The sequence below is a fragment of the Friedmanniella luteola genome (assembly GCF_900105065.1).
GTDB lineage: Bacteria > Actinomycetota > Actinomycetes > Propionibacteriales > Propionibacteriaceae > Microlunatus > Microlunatus luteolus.
In genome coordinates this window covers 1,418,848-1,434,276 of sequence record NZ_LT629749.1, presented here as the reverse complement: position 1 = coordinate 1,434,276, position 15,429 = coordinate 1,418,848, and the positions used below count along the sequence as shown (strand labels likewise).

Sequence of the window (15,429 nt, the reverse complement as noted above, 5' to 3'; positions counted from 1 at the left end):
CCTAACGGCGGGACCCGACGGCGCCCGTCCACGCTCTCACCGCCGGACTCGCGCGCGGCCGCGCGGCACGGGTCTGCCCGCTCAGAAGGGCGGCCAGGGGATCGAGGGCCACTGGCCCCGGGGCCGGGGCAGCCGGCGGCGGTTGAGCAGCAGGTCCGCCCGGCGGACGAGGGCGGCGACCTCCAGCTCGTCGAGCAGCGCGGTCAGCTGCTCGGGCGCCTCCTCCCGGGCCTTGGCCACGGCCTCCAGCTCGACGTCGTGCAGCTCGCTGCCGGCCCAGCCCCAGAGCAGGGTCCGCAGCTTGTGGTCGGTGTGGAAGCTGACGCCGTGGTCGACGCCGAACACCTGGCCCTCGCTGGCCAGGATGTGCCCGCCCTTGCGGTCGGCGTTGTTGATGAGGACGTCGAACACCGCCAGCATCCGCAGCCGCGGGTCGTCGGCGTGGATGACGGAGACGGGCCGGTCGTCGGCCCCGATGCCCTCCACGCAGGAGAACCAGCCGGTGCTGGGCACCGCCGTGCTGGGCACGAGGTCGACCAGCTCGGCGACGGCGTCCGGCTCGCTCTCGATCCAGGCCTGCAGGGAACCGGGCCCCATCGGGCCCTCGGCGAAGACCGTGACGGGGACGCAGTCGAAGCCGCCGATCCGCGACACCTCGTAGGCCGCGACCTCGCGCAGGCCGAGGGTGCGGTGCGGGAAGTCCCAGAGCGGCCGCTCACCCTCGGTGGGCTTGTAGACCCAGTTGGTGGTGCTGCCGGAGGCGGTGCGCACCTCCGTCAGGAAGGTGGCGTTGGACGCCTCCATCAGCCGGCCGGTGATCTCCATCTCGGCGCCGACCAGCTCGACCTCGGCGAGGGAGGCGCGGAGCGCCGGGTGGGTCATCAGAACAGCGGGCGGCGGTAGCCGTTGGCCCGGGGGCAGATGTGGCCCTCCGGGTCGAGGGGCTGCAGGCAGAAGGGGCAGGGCGGCCGACCGGCGGAGACGAGGGCGTTGGCCCGGGCCACGAAGTCGCGGGCGTAGGCCGCGGTGATCTTGACGACGAAGACCTCGTCGGCGCTGACCTCCTCCCCCTCCTCGACCGCGGCGGCGTCGTCCGCGTCGTCCTCGTCGGCGTCCACGTTGGAGAACAGCTCGATGACGACGCGGTCGATGCTGGGGTCCCAGGCGATCGTCATGGTGCCGACCCGGAACTCCTCGGTGATGGGGGCGTCCAGCGGGTCGGTGTCGCGGGCCCGGGTGGTCGACGGCGGCACCGCGGAGGCGGAGCTGCGGCGCACCACCTCGTCGAGCACCCGGTCGAGGTGCTCGGCCAGGACGGAGACCTGCTGCTTCTCGCAGGCCACGCTGGTGATGCGGTTGCCGGCGCGGGCCTGGAGGAAGAACGCACGCTCCCCGGGCTGTCCGACGGTGCCGGCGACGAACCGGTCCGGCTCGTCGTAGCGGTGCACGAGAATCGCCATGGTCACCAGCCTAAGCAGGGGCTCAACGGGGCTCCCCGGCGGCAGGGTCGGGTGGGGCCGACGCTCCGAGCCCGCCCCCGACGGCCGCGTCGTCGTCGGTGCCGGCGGGCTTGCCCGGCGGAGGGCTCAGCAGCTTGCCCAGGTCGGCGTTGGTCGAGTTGACCGTGACGACGTAGGGCCGGCTGGCGGTGTAGCGGACGATCGACACCGAGGCCGGGTCGACGAGGATCCGCTGGAAGGCGTCCAGGTGCATGCCCAGCGCGTCGGCGAGGACCGCCTTGATGACGTCCCCGTGGGAGACGGCGGCCCAGACGGCGTCGGCGCCGTGCTCGGCCTCCATCCGGGCGTCCCACGCCCGGATGGTGCCGACGGCCCGCGCGCTCATCTCGGTCATCGACTCCCCGCCCGGGAAGCGGACGGCGGAGGGCTGGGACTGCACCGTCGCCCAGAGCTTCTCCTGGCTGAGCTCCTTGAGCGTCCTCCCCGTCCAGTCGCCGTAGCCGCACTCGATGATGCCCTGGTCGGTGTGCACCGGGCAGGCGTCGTCCCGGGCGCCGACGAGGGCCTGGGTGGTCTGCCGGCAGCGGCGGAGCGGGGAGGTGACGACCCCCCGCAACGGGACGCCGCCCAGCCGGGTCCCGACGTCGGCGACCTGGGTGCGGCCGACGTCGTCCAGCTCCACCCCGGAGGACCGGCCGGCGAGGATCCCCGCGGTGTTGGCCGACGTGCGGCCGTGGCGGATCAGCAGGACGGTGGTCATGGGCGAAGGCTAGCCGGGCCGTCGCCGGGGCCGGCTCCCAGCGCGAGGTAGCGGCCGCGGAAGGAGCAGAGCACGCCCCGCTCGTCGGGCTCGGCCAGCTCGGTGTGCTCCACCCTGCCGCGCACCAGCAGCGACCAGCCGGCCCGGTCGGGGTGGGGCTCGGCGCCGGGCTGGGCGGGGTCGGGCTGACCCGGGGCGACGTCGGCCGCGACCAGGGCGGCGCCCAGCCAGCCGACGGCGTCCTCGAGCACCGGGCCCCACGCGGTCTCCCGCCAGCGGCCGACCGTGAAGACCCCGCCCGGCGCCGGGGCCTGGCCGGCGAAGACGTCGGCGAGGTGCCGGTGGGGTCCGGCCAGCAGGCTGACGGCGAAGCGCCCGCTGAGCGCCAGCTGGTCGGCGAAGTCGGCCTCCTCGTCGACGAGCCCGACCACCTCGGGCGGCCGGCCGTCGGCCAGCAGGAACGACGAGAGGGTCCACCCGGCGCTGCGGCCGCCGGCCGTGCTCGTCCACACGCTCACCGGCGCCGGCATCCGGCCCCGCCAGCGGCGCAGCGGGTCCCGGTCGTCGGCGGCGGGCAGGAAGGGGTGGTCGCCGTGGATCGTCACGCCTCCCTCTCTACACCGGCGCACCAGTCCCGGTCGGCCCCGACCTGGTGTGGTGGGCATCACCGCGCAGCCGGGACCGGGGCGGGAGGCGGGCCGACGCCCGCGGTCTACGGTGGTCGCCGGACCCGGGCGGGTGCGCGGTCCCTCACGGAGCCGGAGGCTGGAGCGAGGAGCGGGCATGGGGTGGTTCGAGGCGCTGGTGCTGGGCATCGTGCAGGGGTTGACGGAGTTCCTCCCCATCTCCTCGAGCGCGCACCAGTCGATCGTCGGCCAGTTCTTCGGGGGCGAGGACGTCGGCGCCGCCTTCACCGCGATCACCCAGCTGGGCACCGAGGCCGCGGTCATCCTCTACTTCCGCCGCGACATCGCCCGGATCATCACCCGCTGGGTCGGCTCGCTGGCCGGCCGGGTGCCGCGCGACGACCCGGACGCCCGGATGGGCTGGCTGGTCATCCTGGGCTCGGTCCCGATCGTCCTGCTGGGCCTGCTGTTCCAGGACGCCATCGACTCCTCGCTGCGCAACCTGTGGGTCACCGTCGCGATGCTGGCGGGGTTCGCCGTGGTCATCGGGATCGCCGACCGGACCGCACGCAACGCCCGGCCGCTGGAGTCCCTCACCTGGGGCCACGGCGTCGTCTTCGGCCTGGCCCAGTCGCTCGCGCTCGTGCCGGGGGTCTCCCGCTCCGGCGCGACGATCAGCGCCGGCCTGGTCCTCGGCTACACGCGCGAGGCCGCCGCCCGCTACTCGTTCCTGCTGGCCATCCCCGCCGTCGTCGGCTCCGGGGTCTTCAAGCTGGCCGACATCGCCGGCGACCCGGTGCCGCCCGCCTGGGGCCCGATCCTGCTGGCCACGGTCGTCTCGTTCGTCGTCGGGTACGCGGTGATCGCCTGGCTGCTGCGCTACATCAGCACCCACGACTTCATGCCGTTCGTGTACTACCGGCTCGGCCTGGCGGCCCTGGTCGTCGTGCTGCTGCTCACCGGGGTGCTGGAGCCCTTGCCGCAGGGCTGAGGCCCGGGCAGGTCAGCCGACGGCCGCCCGGTCGAAGGCGTCGGCCAGCACCGTCAGCGCTGCGAGCTTCTGCTCGACCGTCTCCCCGTAGGGCACGACCGAGCACGTCGTCACCCCCGACGCGGCCAGCACCTGCAGCCGCTCGGTGAGCCGGTCGCGGTCGCCGAGCAACGACGTCGCGTCGATGAACTCGTACGGCACAGCGGCCATGGCGTCGCGCTGCCGGCGGTCGAGGAACAGGTCCTGCACCGCCGCCGCGGCCTCGCCGTAGCCCATCCGGACCGCGAGGGCGTTGTAGAAGTTCTGGGTCCGGCTGCCCATCCCGCCCAGGTAGAGCGCGGCGTAGCCCCGGACGGGGTCGGCGCAGGCCCGCGGGTCGGCCCCGACGACGAGCGGGAAGGTGGGCACGACGTCGAACCCCTCGAGCGTCCGGCCGACCTTCGCGCGGCCGGCGGCGACCGCGGCCAGCTGCTCGTCGGCGAAGTCCGGGGCGTAGAAGACGGCCAGCCAGCCGTCGGTCAGCTCACCGGCCAGCTCGAGGTTCCGGGGGCCGACGGCGGCCAGGTAGGTGGGGATCCGGGTGCTCACCGGCGCGATGGTCAGCTTGAGCGGCTTGCCCGGCCCGTCCGGCAGGGGCAGCGGGTAGTGCGTGCCCTCGTGGACGACGGTCTGCCGGGCCAGGGCCAGCTCGAGGACGGCCAGGTACTCCCGGGTGCGGGCCAGCGGCTTGTCGAAGCGGACGCCGTGCCAGCCCTCCGAGACCTGCGGGCCGGAGACGCCCAGGCCGAGCCGGAACCGGCCGCCGGACAGGACGTCGAGGCTGGCCGCGGTCATCGCCGTCATGGCCGGTGTGCGCGCCGGGATCTGCATGACCGCCGAGCCGACGGCGATCCGGCGGGTCTGCCCGGCCAGCCAGGCCAGCACCGTGGGGCTGTCGGAGCCGTAGGCCTCGGCCGCCCAGACGACCTCGAAGCCGAGCGCCTCCGCGTGGGCGGTGAGCCGCAGCTGACCCTGCGGGTCCTCCGCGCCGACGAGGTAGCCGAGGTTCAGACCGAGACGCATGGGGCCACCGTAGTGGCGTCGGGGGTGGTCAGGCCTGCGTTGGCTAGGGTCGCTGGCATGGAACAGCGGCCGGTCGGGACGAGCGGCCTGCGCGTGTCGCGGCTGGGTCTGGGGACGATGACCTGGGCCCGCGACACGACCGACCAGCAGGCCCGTTCGCTGCTGGAGATGTTTCACGAGGCCGGCGGCACGCTGGTCGACACCGCGGCCGCCTACGGCGCCGGGGACGCCGAGCGGCTGGTCGGCTCCCTGGTGGCGGAGATGGGGATCCGCGACGACGTGGTGCTGGCCACGAAGGCCGGCTTCGTCATCCGCGACGGGGAGCGGATCGTCGACACCTCCCGGCGGGCGCTGCTGCGCGACCTCGAGGGATCGCTGCGCCGGCTCGGCACCGACCACGTCGACCTCTGGCAGGTGCACGCCTGGGGTGACGCACCGCTGGCCGAGACCCTCGACGCCGTCGACCACGCCGTCGCGGCCGGGATGGTGCGCTACGCCGGCATCTCGAACTTCGTCGGCTGGCAGACCGCGCAGGCCGCCACCTGGCAGCAGGCGTTCCCGGGCCGGACCCCGATCACCAGCGCGCAGGTGGAGTACTCGCTGCTGGCCCGCCGCGCCGAGGTCGAGGTGCTGCCCGCCGCCCGGGCGTTCGGGATGGGCTTCTTCCCCTGGTCACCGCTGGGTCGGGGGGTGCTGACCGGCCAGTACCGGGCGGGGACGCCCCGGGGGTCGCGCGCCGCCACCGACCACTTCGCCTGGTTCGTCGAGCCGTACCTGGAGGCCCGCAGCCGTGGCGTCGTCGAGGCCGTCGTCCGGGCGGCGGAGGGGCTGGACCTCTCACCGCTCCAGGTGGCGCTGCTCTGGGTGCGGGACGCACCCGGGGTCACCGCTCCCCTGCTCGGCGCCCGGACGGCGGGCCAGCTCGCGCCCGCCCTCGCCGTCGAGGACCAGGCCCTGCCGTACGAGATCGCCTCGGCACTCGACGACGTCTCCGGCGGGCCCAACGCGGCCCGGCCGGTGCCCGTGGGCGGACGCTCGGCCTGAGGCGTACGCACTCGGCGGTCACCGGGCGCGGGGCGTCGGGGGCCACGGGGGACCTCAGCGCCCAGTCGGCGGCCTGGCCGCGACCGCGGCCAGGCGGGTCACACGGAGGCGGGGACCCGGATGATCTTCCGGCGGATCCAGATGTCCCGGGTGCCGTCCCGGTAGCGGCGGAGCCGCGTCAGCTCCCAGCCGCCGTACTCGGCCTGGTCGGTGAGCAGCTGGCGGACGGCACCTCGGGACAGGTGGCGGCCCAGCCGGACCTTCTCGATCTCGTACTCCACGGCGCGCTTGGTCATCGCTGCCCAGCGTAGTCCTGCTTCACGCCTGGTCCAGGAAGCGGTCGAGAACGCGCGCCCCGAACTCGAGCGACGCCGTCGGGACCCGCTCGTCGACGCCGTGGAACATCCCGACGAAGTCGAGCTCCGGGGGCAGCCGCAACGGCGCGAAGCCGAAGGAGCGGATGCCCAGCCGGTCCCACGCCTTGGCGTCGGTGCCGCCGCTCATCAGGAACGGGACGGCCCGCGCGCCGGGGTCCTCGGCGGCCAGGCAGGCCTGCATCGCCTCGACCAGCGAGCCCGAGAACGCGGTCTCGACGGCGTCCTGGCGGGTGACCACCTCGTAGCGGACGCGGTCCCCGATCAGCTCGGTGATGGTCTCGTAGAACTCCTGCTCACCCCCGGGGACGAAGCGGCCGTCGATCGCCGCCCGCGCCTGGCCGGGGATGACGTTGTGCTTGTAGCCGGCGTCCAGCATCGTCGGGTTCGCCGTGTTCGACATCGTCGCGCCGACCATCCGGGCGATGCTGCCCAGCCGGGCCAGCGTCTCCTCGATCGTGCCGGGGTCCAGCTCCACCTCGAACGCCTCGGCGACCGCGTCGAGGAACGCCTGCTGCGCGGAGGTGATCCGGTGAGGCCAGGCGTGAGCACCGACCCGGGCGACGGCGGCGCTGAGCGCGGTCACCGCGTTGTCGTCGTTGCGGAAGGAGCCGTGGCCCGCCCGGCCGTCCGCGATGAGGTCGAGCCAGGCCATCCCCTTCTCGGCGGTCTGGACGAGGTACAGCCGCAGGTCGTCGCGGACGGTCAGGGAGAAGCCGCCGACCTCGCCGATGGCCAGCTCGCAGTCGGCGACGGTGTCGCGGTGCTCGTCCACCAGCCACTGCGCCCCGAGCCCGCTGCCCGCCTCCTCGTCGGCGGTGAACACCAGCCGGAGCGGACGGCGGGGGGCCGCGCCGGCCCGGGCCCGCGCCCGGACCACGCTCAGCACCATGGCGTCGAAGTCCTTCATGTCGACGGCCCCGCGGCCCCACAGGCAGTCGTCGACCACCTCGCCGGCGAACGGCGGGACCGACCAGTCGTCGGCGTTGGCCGGCACCACGTCGAGGTGGCCGTGCACCAGCAGCGGCGACAGCGAGCGGTCGACGCCCTCCGGCTCCCAGCGCGCGACGACACTGGTCCGCCCGGGCTCCGGCTCGAGCAGCTCGGCCTCGATGCCCACCTCGTCCAGCAGGGTGGCCACGTGCTCGGCGGCCGCCCGCTCCCCCGGTCCCGGCTGGTCGCCGTAGTTGGAGGTGTCGATCCGGATGAGGTCGCGGCACAGCGCCACCACCTCGGCGTCGGCGGCGTAGGCGTGGGTCACACCGTCATCCTGTCCCACCGGTCCGCCGTCGCGCGGCCGCGGGGGGCCGCGGGTCGGCGTGGGCCAGGATGGGGCGTGCCCACCTCCGCCCGCCGCCGCTCCTGGTTCGTCTGGGGTGTGGCGGTGGCGGCCTACGCGGTGGCCATCTTCCAGCGCACCTCCCTCGGCGTCGCCGCCGGTCCGGCGACGGAGCGGTTCGGTGTCGGCGCCTCCGTGCTGTCGACGTTCGTCGTCCTCCAGCTCGTCGTCTACGCCGCCATGCAGATCCCGGTGGGCATCCTCGTCGACCGGTTCGGGTCGCGGCTGCTGCTGGTCGCGGGTGCGCTGCTGATGGCCGTCGGCCAGACGACGATGGCGCTGGCCACCCACCCGGGCACGGCGGTGCTGGCCCGGGTGGTCGTCGGCGCCGGCGACGCCATGACCTTCATCTCGGTGCTGCGGATCATCCCGGCCTGGTTCCCCGCCCGGCGGGTGCCGATGGTCACCCAGCTGACGGGGCAGGTCGGCCAGCTGGGGCAGGTGGCCAGCACCATCCCGCTGGCCGCGGCCCTCGCCGGTCCCGGGTGGACGCCGGCCTACCTCGGGGCGGCCGCCGTCGGGGTGCTGGCCGCCCTCCTGGTGCTGCTGGCGGTCCGCGACCGGCCGGTCGGCAGCCCCGCCGCGGCCCCCGTCGGCTGGGCGGAGGCGATGACCGACCTGCGCAGCTCGTTCGTCCACCCCGGCACGCGGTTGGGGCTGTGGTCGCACTTCAGCACGCAGTTCTCGGGGATGGTCTTCGTCCTGCTCTGGGGCTACCCGTTCATGACGGCCGGCCTCGGCTACAGCCCCGGCCTGGCCGGCGGGCTGCTCACCCTGATGGTGCTGGCGGGGCCCGTGATCGGGCCGGTGCTGGGGCAGCTGACGGCCCAGTACCCGCTGCGCCGGTCGAACCTGATCTTCGGGGTCATGATCACCACGGTCGCCACCTGGACCCTGGTGCTGCTGTGGCCGGGCACCGTGCCCCTGCCGCTGCTGGTCCTGCTGCTGGTGGTGCTGGCCGCCTACGGACCGGCGTCCGCGGTCGGCTTCGACTTCGCCCGCTCGTTCAACCCCTCGACGCGGCTGGGGGCGGCGTCGGGCATCGTCAACATGGGCGGCTTCACCGCGTCGTTGATCACGATCTTCGCGATCGGGGTGATCTTGGACTGGCGGGCGCCGACCGGCGCGTTCGACCTCGCGGACTTCGAGATCGCCTTCTGCTTCCAGTACGTGCTGTGGGCGTTCGGCTTCGTGTCGCTGTGGAGCAGCCGCCGGCTCACCCGGGCCGGCATGCGCGCGGACGGCGGCGCCCCGATCGACCCGCTGGCCCGCGCCATCGCCCGGCGCTGGCGCCACCGGCCCCGACGGTGACCGCGAGCGGCGCCGATTCGTCCTGCGGGACGCCTGTTGTTATAGTTCACTGCTGCTGAACGAGGTCCGGGTGGCGGAATAGGTAGACGCGCTAGCTTGAGGTGCTAGTTCCCTTGACGGGGAATGGGGGTTCAAGTCCCCCCTCGGACACGACGGCCACGAGCCCCTTCCCACTGCGGTGGGCGGGGGCTCGTGCCGTTGTCGGACCGATCAGCCCCGGCGAGCCGGGTGCCGCACCCGCCAGGCGGCGCCCAGGCACCGCAGCGACAGCAGCAGGATGACGGCGACCACCAGGGCGCTCAGCACCTCCACCGGACCCGTCCAGGGCGAGGCCGGCAGCGCGCTGCCGCGGCTGCCCCACGGCTCCACCAGGTAGGAGGCGAGCAGCGTGGCGCCCCCGCAGAGCAGCCCGGCGACGCCGGCCGCCCAGGCGACGGCCCCGCCCGTCCGGCCCGACCGGGCCTGTCGCCGGCAGGCCACGAACACCGCGGCGGCGACCGCGGCGGCCAGCACGCCGAGGACCGCGAAGCTGGACGTGACCCAGCGGTGGTCCCGCGGCTCCGGGTGCCCGGCCGTCCTCCCCAGCAGCGCCCAGGCGGTGAGGACCAGCAGGTACCCCAGGGCCAGCACCCCGCTGGTGCGCCGGGCCTCCAGGCGCAGCACGTCGTCGGCGTACCAGGGCGCCAGCGCCGCGGGCTCGCCGAACTCGCCCGCGGCGCGGTGGGCCGCCTCCCGATGCGTGCAGCCCTGCTGCTCGTAGGCCTCGGCCGCGTCGCGCAGCCCGTCCTCCGCCTCCTGCAGCAGCCCCCGACGTCCACCTCCGGCACCGGCCGGCAGCCGGGCCGCGAGGTCCGCGAGCACCGCGTCGATCGGGTCGACCGGGGGCCGGGACCGGCGGTTCATGCCGACGCGCTCTCGTCGTCGACGGGTACGGGCGCCCGCAGGCCGCCGAGGACGCTGCCGATAGTGCCCGAGAACCGGAGCCACTCCGCGCGCTCGCCCTGCAGCTCGCGTCGGCCGGCCGCGGTCAGGGCGTAGGTCCGCCGCCGTCGACCGCCGACGGTGGACCAGTCCCCCACGGTGAGCCCGGCCTCCTCGAGGCGGCGGAGCGCCGGGTAGACGGTGCCGGTCGGCAGCCGCAGCTCACCGCCGGAGCGGGCCTGCAGCGCCTCGATGACGGCGTAGCCGTGCAGCGGCCCGGACTCCAGCACCGCGAGCAGCAGCCCGTCGAGGTGGCCCTTCAGCCGTTCCTGCCCCATACCTTGGGAGCCTACGCCAGCCGGGCCGTCGGCGGCAGCCCGCGCCGCCCGCCGGATCAGGGTCAGGTCAGGGTCGTCGCCTCTTGTTGCGTAGGAACGCTACTTATAGCGTCGCCGTCATGACCAGCACCCTGCCCGCCCCGGCGGTCGTGACCGAGCACCCACCGCCGGCTCGACGGCCGCTCTTCGTCGCCCTCCTCGTCCTGTTCCGGGTCCTCACCACGGCGCACCTCGGCCTCGCCCTCGTCCAGCCGATCTCCATCGGCCAGTACCTCGACGGGCGGTACGGGCTGCTGCGGTTGCACCAGACCGCCGCCGGCCTGCTGGTCCTGACCGCGCTCGTCCTGGCGCTCGTCGGCGTCGGCTACGTGCTGGCCGGCGGCCGGCTGTGGGCCCTCGGCTGCCCGCTGCTCTTCCTGCTCGCGGGCGTCCAGACCGGTCTGGGCTACAACCGCGCGCTGGGCGTCCACATCCCCCTCGGGGTGGCCCTGGTCGCGCTGGCCGTCGCCGTCGCGGTCCTCAGCTGGGCGCCCGCGGCCGCCCGCCCGCGCGCTCCCCGGCGGACCCACCGGACGGCTGCAGGCGACGGAGCGGTGGCGTGAGGGTGAGCCGCCGGGCCCTGCTGGGGGCAGGGCTGGGGCTCGCGGGAGGGGCCGTGCTCGGGACGGCCGGCTGCGCCGACGACCCCGCCGGCCAGACCGCACGGGTGTTCCGGAGCGACCGGCCGCTGCCCGAGCGCTTCGTCGTCCCCTTGACGACGCCGCCGGTCAAGCGGCCGACCGCCCGCGACGGCACCGCGACGCGGTACACCGTCGTCCAGCGGCCCGCGCAGGTCGAGATCCTGCCGGGCGTCCTCACCGACGTGTGGGGCTACGACGGCCTGTTCCCGGGCCCGACCCTCCGCGCCCGGCGCGGCGAGCGGGTGGTCGTGACCCACCACAACGACCTGCCGGTGCCCACCGTCGTCCACCTGCACGGCGGCCACACCCCGGCGGCCAGCGACGGGTTCCCGACCGACCTCGTGCTGCCCGCGGGACCGGCGGCCACCTCCCGGACCGGCCACGGCGGGATGCCGCACGGGGCTGGCGACGTCCGCCGCGGCACCCGCGAGCACGTCTACCCGGGCGACCAGCCGGCGGCCACGCTCTGGTACCACGACCACCGGATGGACTTCACCGCGCCGCAGGTGTGGCGCGGGCTGGCCGGGTTCCACCTCGTCTCCGACGACGTCGAGGACGCCCTCCCGCTGCCGCACGGGGAGCGGGACGTCCCGCTGATGATCATGGACCGCTCCTTCGGCGCCGACGGTGAGCTCCGCTACCCCTCGCTGGACGCCAGCCTGGCTGGTCCGCCCGGGGTGTCGGCCGACCACACCTCCGGCGTGCTCGGCGACGTGCTCCTGGTGAACGGGCGGCCCTGGCCGGTGCTGGCGGTGGCCGCGGCCCGGTACCGCCTGCGGCTGCTCAACGCGTCCAACGCCCGCCGCTACGACCTGGCGCTGGACCCGGTCCCGCCGCAGGGTCCGGCCTTCGTCCAGGTCGCCTCCGACGGCGGGCTGCTGGCGGCCCCGGTGGCGCACGACCACGTCCCGCTGGCCCCGGCCGAGCGCTACGAGGTGCTCGTCGACTTCGGCGCCTACCCGGTGGGCACCGAGGTCACCCTGACCAACGCGCTGGGCACCGGCCCCACGGACGCCGTGATGCGGTTCCGGGTCGTCAGGCGGGCCCGCGAGGACAGCACCGTGCCGGCCCGGCTCGCCGCCGTCCCGACGCTGCGGCCCCGGAGGGACGCGCCCCGACGCACCTGGCGGTTCGCCCGGGGGCGGACCGGCACGGGGCACTGGCTGATCAACGACGCACTCTTCGACCCGGCGCGGACCGACGCGACGGTGCGGCTCGGTGACATCGAGGTGTGGCGCTTCGCCAGCGACCTGCACCACCCGGTGCACGTCCACCTCGCGCCGTTCCAGGTGCTGAGCCGGGGCGGCCGGGACCCGGGCGCGTTCGACGTCGGCTGGAAGGACACCTTGGACCTGCGGCCGGGCGAGCACGCCGACGTCGCGGTGAGGTTCCCGGCCCACCCCGGCCGCTACCTCGTGCACTGCCACAACCTGGAGCACGAGGACATGGGGATGATGGCGACCTTCGCGACCGTCGCCTGAGGACCGCCGCCGGGAGCACCCCTGGCCCGGGCTGGGTGGCGGCGGGTGCGATCGACTGCGCGGCCGCTGGCAGGATCGGGGCACCGCCGCCCTCGAGAGGACCCGTCATGGACACCGCCCTGCCCACCATCGCCGTCACGGGCGTCACCGGAGCCGTCGGCGGGCTCGTCGCCCGGGGGCTGGTCGAGCGTGGCGTGCCGCTCCGGCTGCTGGCGCGGACGCCGGCGAAGGTGCCGCCGCTGCCCGGCTGCGTCGTGCTGCCGTCCCGCTACGGCGACGGCGACCCCTCCGTCGCGGCCCTCCGCGGGGTGTCGACCCTGCTGATGGTGTCTGCGGCCGAGGACGAGGACCGGCTGGGCCAGCACCGGGCCTTCGTGGCGGCCGCGGCCGAGGCGGGGGTGCAGCACGTCGTCTACACCTCCTTCGCCGCGGCGGCCGAGAACGCGGTGTTCACCCTCGGCCGCGACCACTGGGCGACCGAGCGCGCGATCGTCGACGCCGGGTTGGCGCACACCTTCCTGCGCGACTCCTTCTACCTGGACTTCCTGCCCGAGGTGGTGGGCGAGGACGGCGTCATCCGGGGTCCGGCCGGCGACGGCCGGGTCGCCGCGGTCGCCCGGGCCGACGTCGCCCGGGCGGCCACCGCGGTGCTGCTGGACCCGGAGCCGCACCGGGGGGCCACCTACGAGCTGACCGGACCGGAGGCGCTGTCCTTCGCCGACGTGGCGGAGCAGGTCTCGGCCGCCCGCGGCCGGCCGGTGCGCTACCACGCCGAGACCCTCGAGGAGGCCTACGCCTCCCGCGCGTCCTACGGCGCCCCGCGCTGGCTGGTCGACGCCTGGGTCAGCACCTACACCGCGATCGCGACCGGGGAGCTGGCCCGCGTCAGCGACGACGTGGAGCGGCTGACCGGACGGCGACCGCTCACCCTGCGCCAGCTGCTCGCGGGCGGACGCGGCTGACCCCGCGACGGCGGACGCGGAGCGCTCAGGCCGCGCGGGCCTGGTCGGCGCGTCGCACCAGCGCAGCGATCGCGTCGAGCACCGGCGGCCACAGGGCCTCCGGGAGGTCGTGACCCATGCCCTCCAGCACGAGCAGCTCCGCGCCGGGGACCACCTCCGCCGTGGCCCGGCCGCCGGAGACGTCGATCAGGGCGTCGTCGGCCCCGTGCAGCACCAGGGTCGGCACGTCCAGCCCGGCCAGCCGGGCGGTCCGGTCACCGGAGGCGTAGATGGCGGCCAGCTGACGGCCGACCCCCGCGGGGTCGTGGTCGCGGTCCCAGGCCTCGCCGGCCCGCCGGCGCACGTCCTCGGGGTCGGCCGGGTAGCCGGGCGAGCCCAGCACGCGGGCCGAGGCGACGCTCCGCTCCAGCGCCTCCTCCCGGCTCCGGGCCGGCGGGGCGAGCAGGACGGTCATCGCCGCCTCGGTGGCGGAGCCGACCCCCCGGTCGCCCGTCGTCGACATGATCGAGGTGAGGCTGAGCACCCGCTCGGGGTGGTCGAGGGCGAGCGTCTGGGCGATCATCCCGCCCAGGGAGGCGCCGACGACGTGCGCCGCGTCCAGCCCGAGGTGGTCGAGGAGGGCGACGGCGTCGTCCGCCATGTCGGAGAGGTCGTAGGCCGCCGACGACGCGTCCCCCGCCAGCAGGGCGGGGAAGTCGGGGCGGGACGCGTCGTCGAGGTGGGTGGACAGGCCGATGTCGCGGTTGTCGTAGCGGACGACGAAGTGCCCGCGCTCGACCAGCGCCTCGCAGAAGGCCGCGCGCCAGCCCAGCAGCTGGGTGCCCAGGCCCATCACCAGCAGCACCGGTGGCTCCGCCCGGTCGCCGAACGTCTCGTACACGATCTCGATGCCGCCCGCCGTCTCCGCCGGGACCTCGCCTGCGTCGCCCACGCCGTCACCGTACCGGGACGGGCCGGACCACAATGGCCGGCATGCGCATCACCGCAGCGGTCCTGGAGGAGGTCGGGCGGCCGGCCCCGTTCGCGGCGTCCCGTCCGCTCACGCTGAGCACCGTGGACCTGGACCGGCCGGGACCGGGTGAGCTGCGGGTGCGGGTGGAGGCGGCCGGGCTCTGCCACTCCGATCTGTCCGTCGTCGACGGCGGCCGGCCCCGGCCCACCCCGATGGTGCTGGGCCACGAGGCCGCGGGGCTGATCGAGGAGCTGGGCGAGGGGGTCGTCGACGTCGCCGTCGGCGACCGGGTGGTGATGACGTTCCTGCCCCGCTGCGGCCGCTGCACCTCCTGCGGCACGGACGGCCGGCTCCCCTGCGGTCCGGGCTCGGCCGCCAACACGGCCGGCGACCTGCTCGGCGGCGGCCGCCGGCTGAGCCGGGACGGCGTCCCCCTCGCCCACCACCTCGGGGTGTCGGCCTTCGCCGAGCAGGTGGTCGTCGACCGCCGCTCGGTGGTCCCCGTCCCGCCCGACGTGCCGGCCGAGGTCGCCGCCCTGCTCGGCTGTGCGGTGCTGACCGGCGGCGGCGCCGTCCTGAACGCCGCCCGGCCGCAGCCGGGCAGCCCGGTCATGGTCGTCGGCCTCGGCGGGGTCGGGATGGCGGCCCTGCTGGTGGCGCAGGCGCTCGGGCACCCGGTCGTGGCGGTCGACACGGTCCGCGGCAAGCTCGGCACGGCCGCCGAGCTGGGGGCCGTCCGGACGCTGACGCCGGCGGAGGTGCTGGAGGGCGGGGTGACGGCCCCGACGGTGGTCGAGGCGGCCGGCCACCCCCGAGCGTTCGAGACCGCCGTGGCCGCGACGGCCCCCGGCGGGACCACGGTGACGGTGGGGCTGCCGCACCCGGGGGCGCGCTCCGAGGTCTCGCCGCTGCTGCTCACCGCGGAGGCGCGCACGATTGTCGGCAGCTACCTCGGCTCGTCGGTGCCCGCCCGCGACGTGCCGCGCTACGTGGACCTGTGGCGCCAGGGCCGGCTCCCGGTCGAGCAGCTGGTCTCGCACCGGCTCGAGCTCGGCGGGCTGAACGAGGCCCTGGACGCCCTGGCGCTGGGCGTGGTGCTGCGCCAGGTCGTCACCTGCTGACCCGCGA

General features: G+C 75.5%; 17 protein-coding genes and 1 tRNA gene. 8 read left to right on the top strand and 10 right to left on the bottom strand.

Annotation, left to right across the window (positions count from 1 at the left end):
- Window positions 1–81: 81 nt before the first annotated feature.
- The 4 genes from BLT72_RS06795 to BLT72_RS06780 are packed head-to-tail and all read right to left on the bottom strand — an operon-like array spanning window position 82 to window position 2,825.
- Window positions 82–882 carry an SCO1664 family protein gene (locus BLT72_RS06795; protein WP_091411373.1) on the bottom strand — a complete coding sequence of 267 codons (801 nt, stop codon included), beginning with the start codon at window positions 880–882 and terminating at the stop codon, window positions 82–84.
- On the bottom strand, window positions 882–1,460 hold the full coding sequence (locus BLT72_RS06790; RefSeq protein ID WP_091411371.1) for a DUF3090 domain-containing protein: 579 nt from the start codon (window positions 1,458–1,460) through the stop codon (window positions 882–884). The genes BLT72_RS06795 and BLT72_RS06790 overlap by 1 nt, the downstream gene beginning before the upstream one ends.
- 22 nt (window positions 1,461–1,482) lie before the next feature.
- Complete coding sequence (locus BLT72_RS06785) at window positions 1,483–2,220, bottom strand: histidine phosphatase family protein (RefSeq protein WP_091411370.1); 738 nt, start codon at window positions 2,218–2,220, stop codon at window positions 1,483–1,485.
- Window positions 2,217–2,825, bottom strand: a complete 609-nt coding sequence (locus BLT72_RS06780) for a flavin reductase family protein (RefSeq protein WP_231930393.1) — start codon at window positions 2,823–2,825, stop codon at window positions 2,217–2,219. The genes BLT72_RS06785 and BLT72_RS06780 overlap by 4 nt, the downstream gene beginning before the upstream one ends.
- A gap of 178 nt (window positions 2,826–3,003) precedes the next feature.
- On the opposite strand from BLT72_RS06780, the gene BLT72_RS06775 reads away from it, so the two are divergent.
- Window positions 3,004–3,837: an undecaprenyl-diphosphate phosphatase gene (locus BLT72_RS06775; RefSeq protein WP_091411366.1), complete on the top strand. Its 834-nt coding sequence runs from the start codon at window positions 3,004–3,006 to the stop codon at window positions 3,835–3,837.
- Window positions 3,838–3,849: 12 nt separating this feature from the next.
- Here BLT72_RS06775 and BLT72_RS06770 read toward each other — a convergent pair whose 3' ends face one another.
- Window positions 3,850–4,899: an LLM class F420-dependent oxidoreductase gene (locus BLT72_RS06770; protein ID WP_091411364.1), complete on the bottom strand. Its 1,050-nt coding sequence runs from the start codon at window positions 4,897–4,899 to the stop codon at window positions 3,850–3,852.
- Window positions 4,900–4,956: 57 nt separating this feature from the next.
- On the opposite strand from BLT72_RS06770, the gene BLT72_RS06765 reads away from it, so the two are divergent.
- Window positions 4,957–5,943 (top strand): aldo/keto reductase, encoded by a 987-nt coding sequence (locus tag BLT72_RS06765; protein WP_091411362.1) that lies wholly within the window; start codon window positions 4,957–4,959, stop codon window positions 5,941–5,943.
- A gap of 98 nt (window positions 5,944–6,041) precedes the next feature.
- On the opposite strand, the gene BLT72_RS06760 is transcribed toward BLT72_RS06765, so the two are convergent.
- A complete protein-coding gene (locus tag BLT72_RS06760; RefSeq protein ID WP_172826034.1) occupies window positions 6,042–6,239 on the bottom strand; it encodes a DUF5703 family protein in 198 nt (65 codons plus the stop codon).
- Window positions 6,240–6,261: 22 nt separating this feature from the next.
- A complete protein-coding gene (locus BLT72_RS06755) occupies window positions 6,262–7,578 on the bottom strand; it encodes a M20/M25/M40 family metallo-hydrolase (protein WP_231930392.1) in 1,317 nt (438 codons plus the stop codon).
- A 75-nt stretch (window positions 7,579–7,653) separates the two neighbouring features.
- Here BLT72_RS06755 and BLT72_RS06750 point away from each other — a divergent pair, with 75 nt between their 5' ends.
- Window positions 7,654–8,967 (top strand): MFS transporter, encoded by a 1,314-nt coding sequence (locus BLT72_RS06750; RefSeq protein WP_091411358.1) that lies wholly within the window; start codon window positions 7,654–7,656, stop codon window positions 8,965–8,967.
- A 64-nt stretch (window positions 8,968–9,031) separates the two neighbouring features.
- Window positions 9,032–9,117: transfer RNA gene (locus tag BLT72_RS06745), tRNA-Leu, on the top strand.
- Window positions 9,118–9,177: 60 nt separating this feature from the next.
- Here BLT72_RS06745 and BLT72_RS06740 read toward each other — a convergent pair.
- Both BLT72_RS06740 and BLT72_RS06735 read right to left on the bottom strand, forming a co-directional pair.
- Window positions 9,178–9,870 carry a hypothetical protein gene (locus BLT72_RS06740; RefSeq protein WP_091411356.1) on the bottom strand — a complete coding sequence of 231 codons (693 nt, stop codon included), beginning with the start codon at window positions 9,868–9,870 and terminating at the stop codon, window positions 9,178–9,180.
- Window positions 9,867–10,226 carry a PadR family transcriptional regulator gene (locus BLT72_RS06735; RefSeq protein WP_091411354.1) on the bottom strand — a complete coding sequence of 120 codons (360 nt, stop codon included), beginning with the start codon at window positions 10,224–10,226 and terminating at the stop codon, window positions 9,867–9,869. The genes BLT72_RS06740 and BLT72_RS06735 overlap by 4 nt, the downstream gene beginning before the upstream one ends.
- Before the next feature lie 119 nt (window positions 10,227–10,345).
- Here BLT72_RS06735 and BLT72_RS06730 point away from each other — a divergent pair, with 119 nt between their 5' ends.
- The 3 genes from BLT72_RS06730 (at window position 10,346) to BLT72_RS06720 (ending at window position 13,349) form a co-directional block, all read left to right on the top strand.
- A complete protein-coding gene (locus tag BLT72_RS06730; RefSeq protein WP_091411351.1) occupies window positions 10,346–10,828 on the top strand; it encodes a hypothetical protein in 483 nt (160 codons plus the stop codon).
- Window positions 10,825–12,387: a multicopper oxidase family protein gene (locus tag BLT72_RS06725; protein WP_091411349.1), complete on the top strand. Its 1,563-nt coding sequence runs from the start codon at window positions 10,825–10,827 to the stop codon at window positions 12,385–12,387. Before BLT72_RS06730 ends, BLT72_RS06725 begins: the two co-directional genes overlap by 4 nt.
- A 107-nt stretch (window positions 12,388–12,494) precedes the next feature.
- Window positions 12,495–13,349, top strand: a complete 855-nt coding sequence (locus BLT72_RS06720) for an SDR family oxidoreductase (RefSeq protein ID WP_091411346.1) — start codon at window positions 12,495–12,497, stop codon at window positions 13,347–13,349.
- A gap of 25 nt (window positions 13,350–13,374) precedes the next feature.
- Here BLT72_RS06720 and BLT72_RS06715 read toward each other — a convergent pair whose 3' ends face one another.
- Window positions 13,375–14,280 (bottom strand): alpha/beta fold hydrolase, encoded by a 906-nt coding sequence (locus BLT72_RS06715; RefSeq protein WP_231930391.1) that lies wholly within the window; start codon window positions 14,278–14,280, stop codon window positions 13,375–13,377.
- A 41-nt stretch (window positions 14,281–14,321) separates the two neighbouring features.
- On the opposite strand from BLT72_RS06715, the gene BLT72_RS06710 reads away from it, so the two are divergent.
- The gene (locus BLT72_RS06710) at window positions 14,322–15,422 is read left to right on the top strand and encodes an alcohol dehydrogenase catalytic domain-containing protein (protein ID WP_091411343.1); all 1,101 of its coding nucleotides are present in this window, start codon (window positions 14,322–14,324) and stop codon (window positions 15,420–15,422) included.
- The last annotated feature ends 7 nt before the right edge of the window (window positions 15,423–15,429 follow it).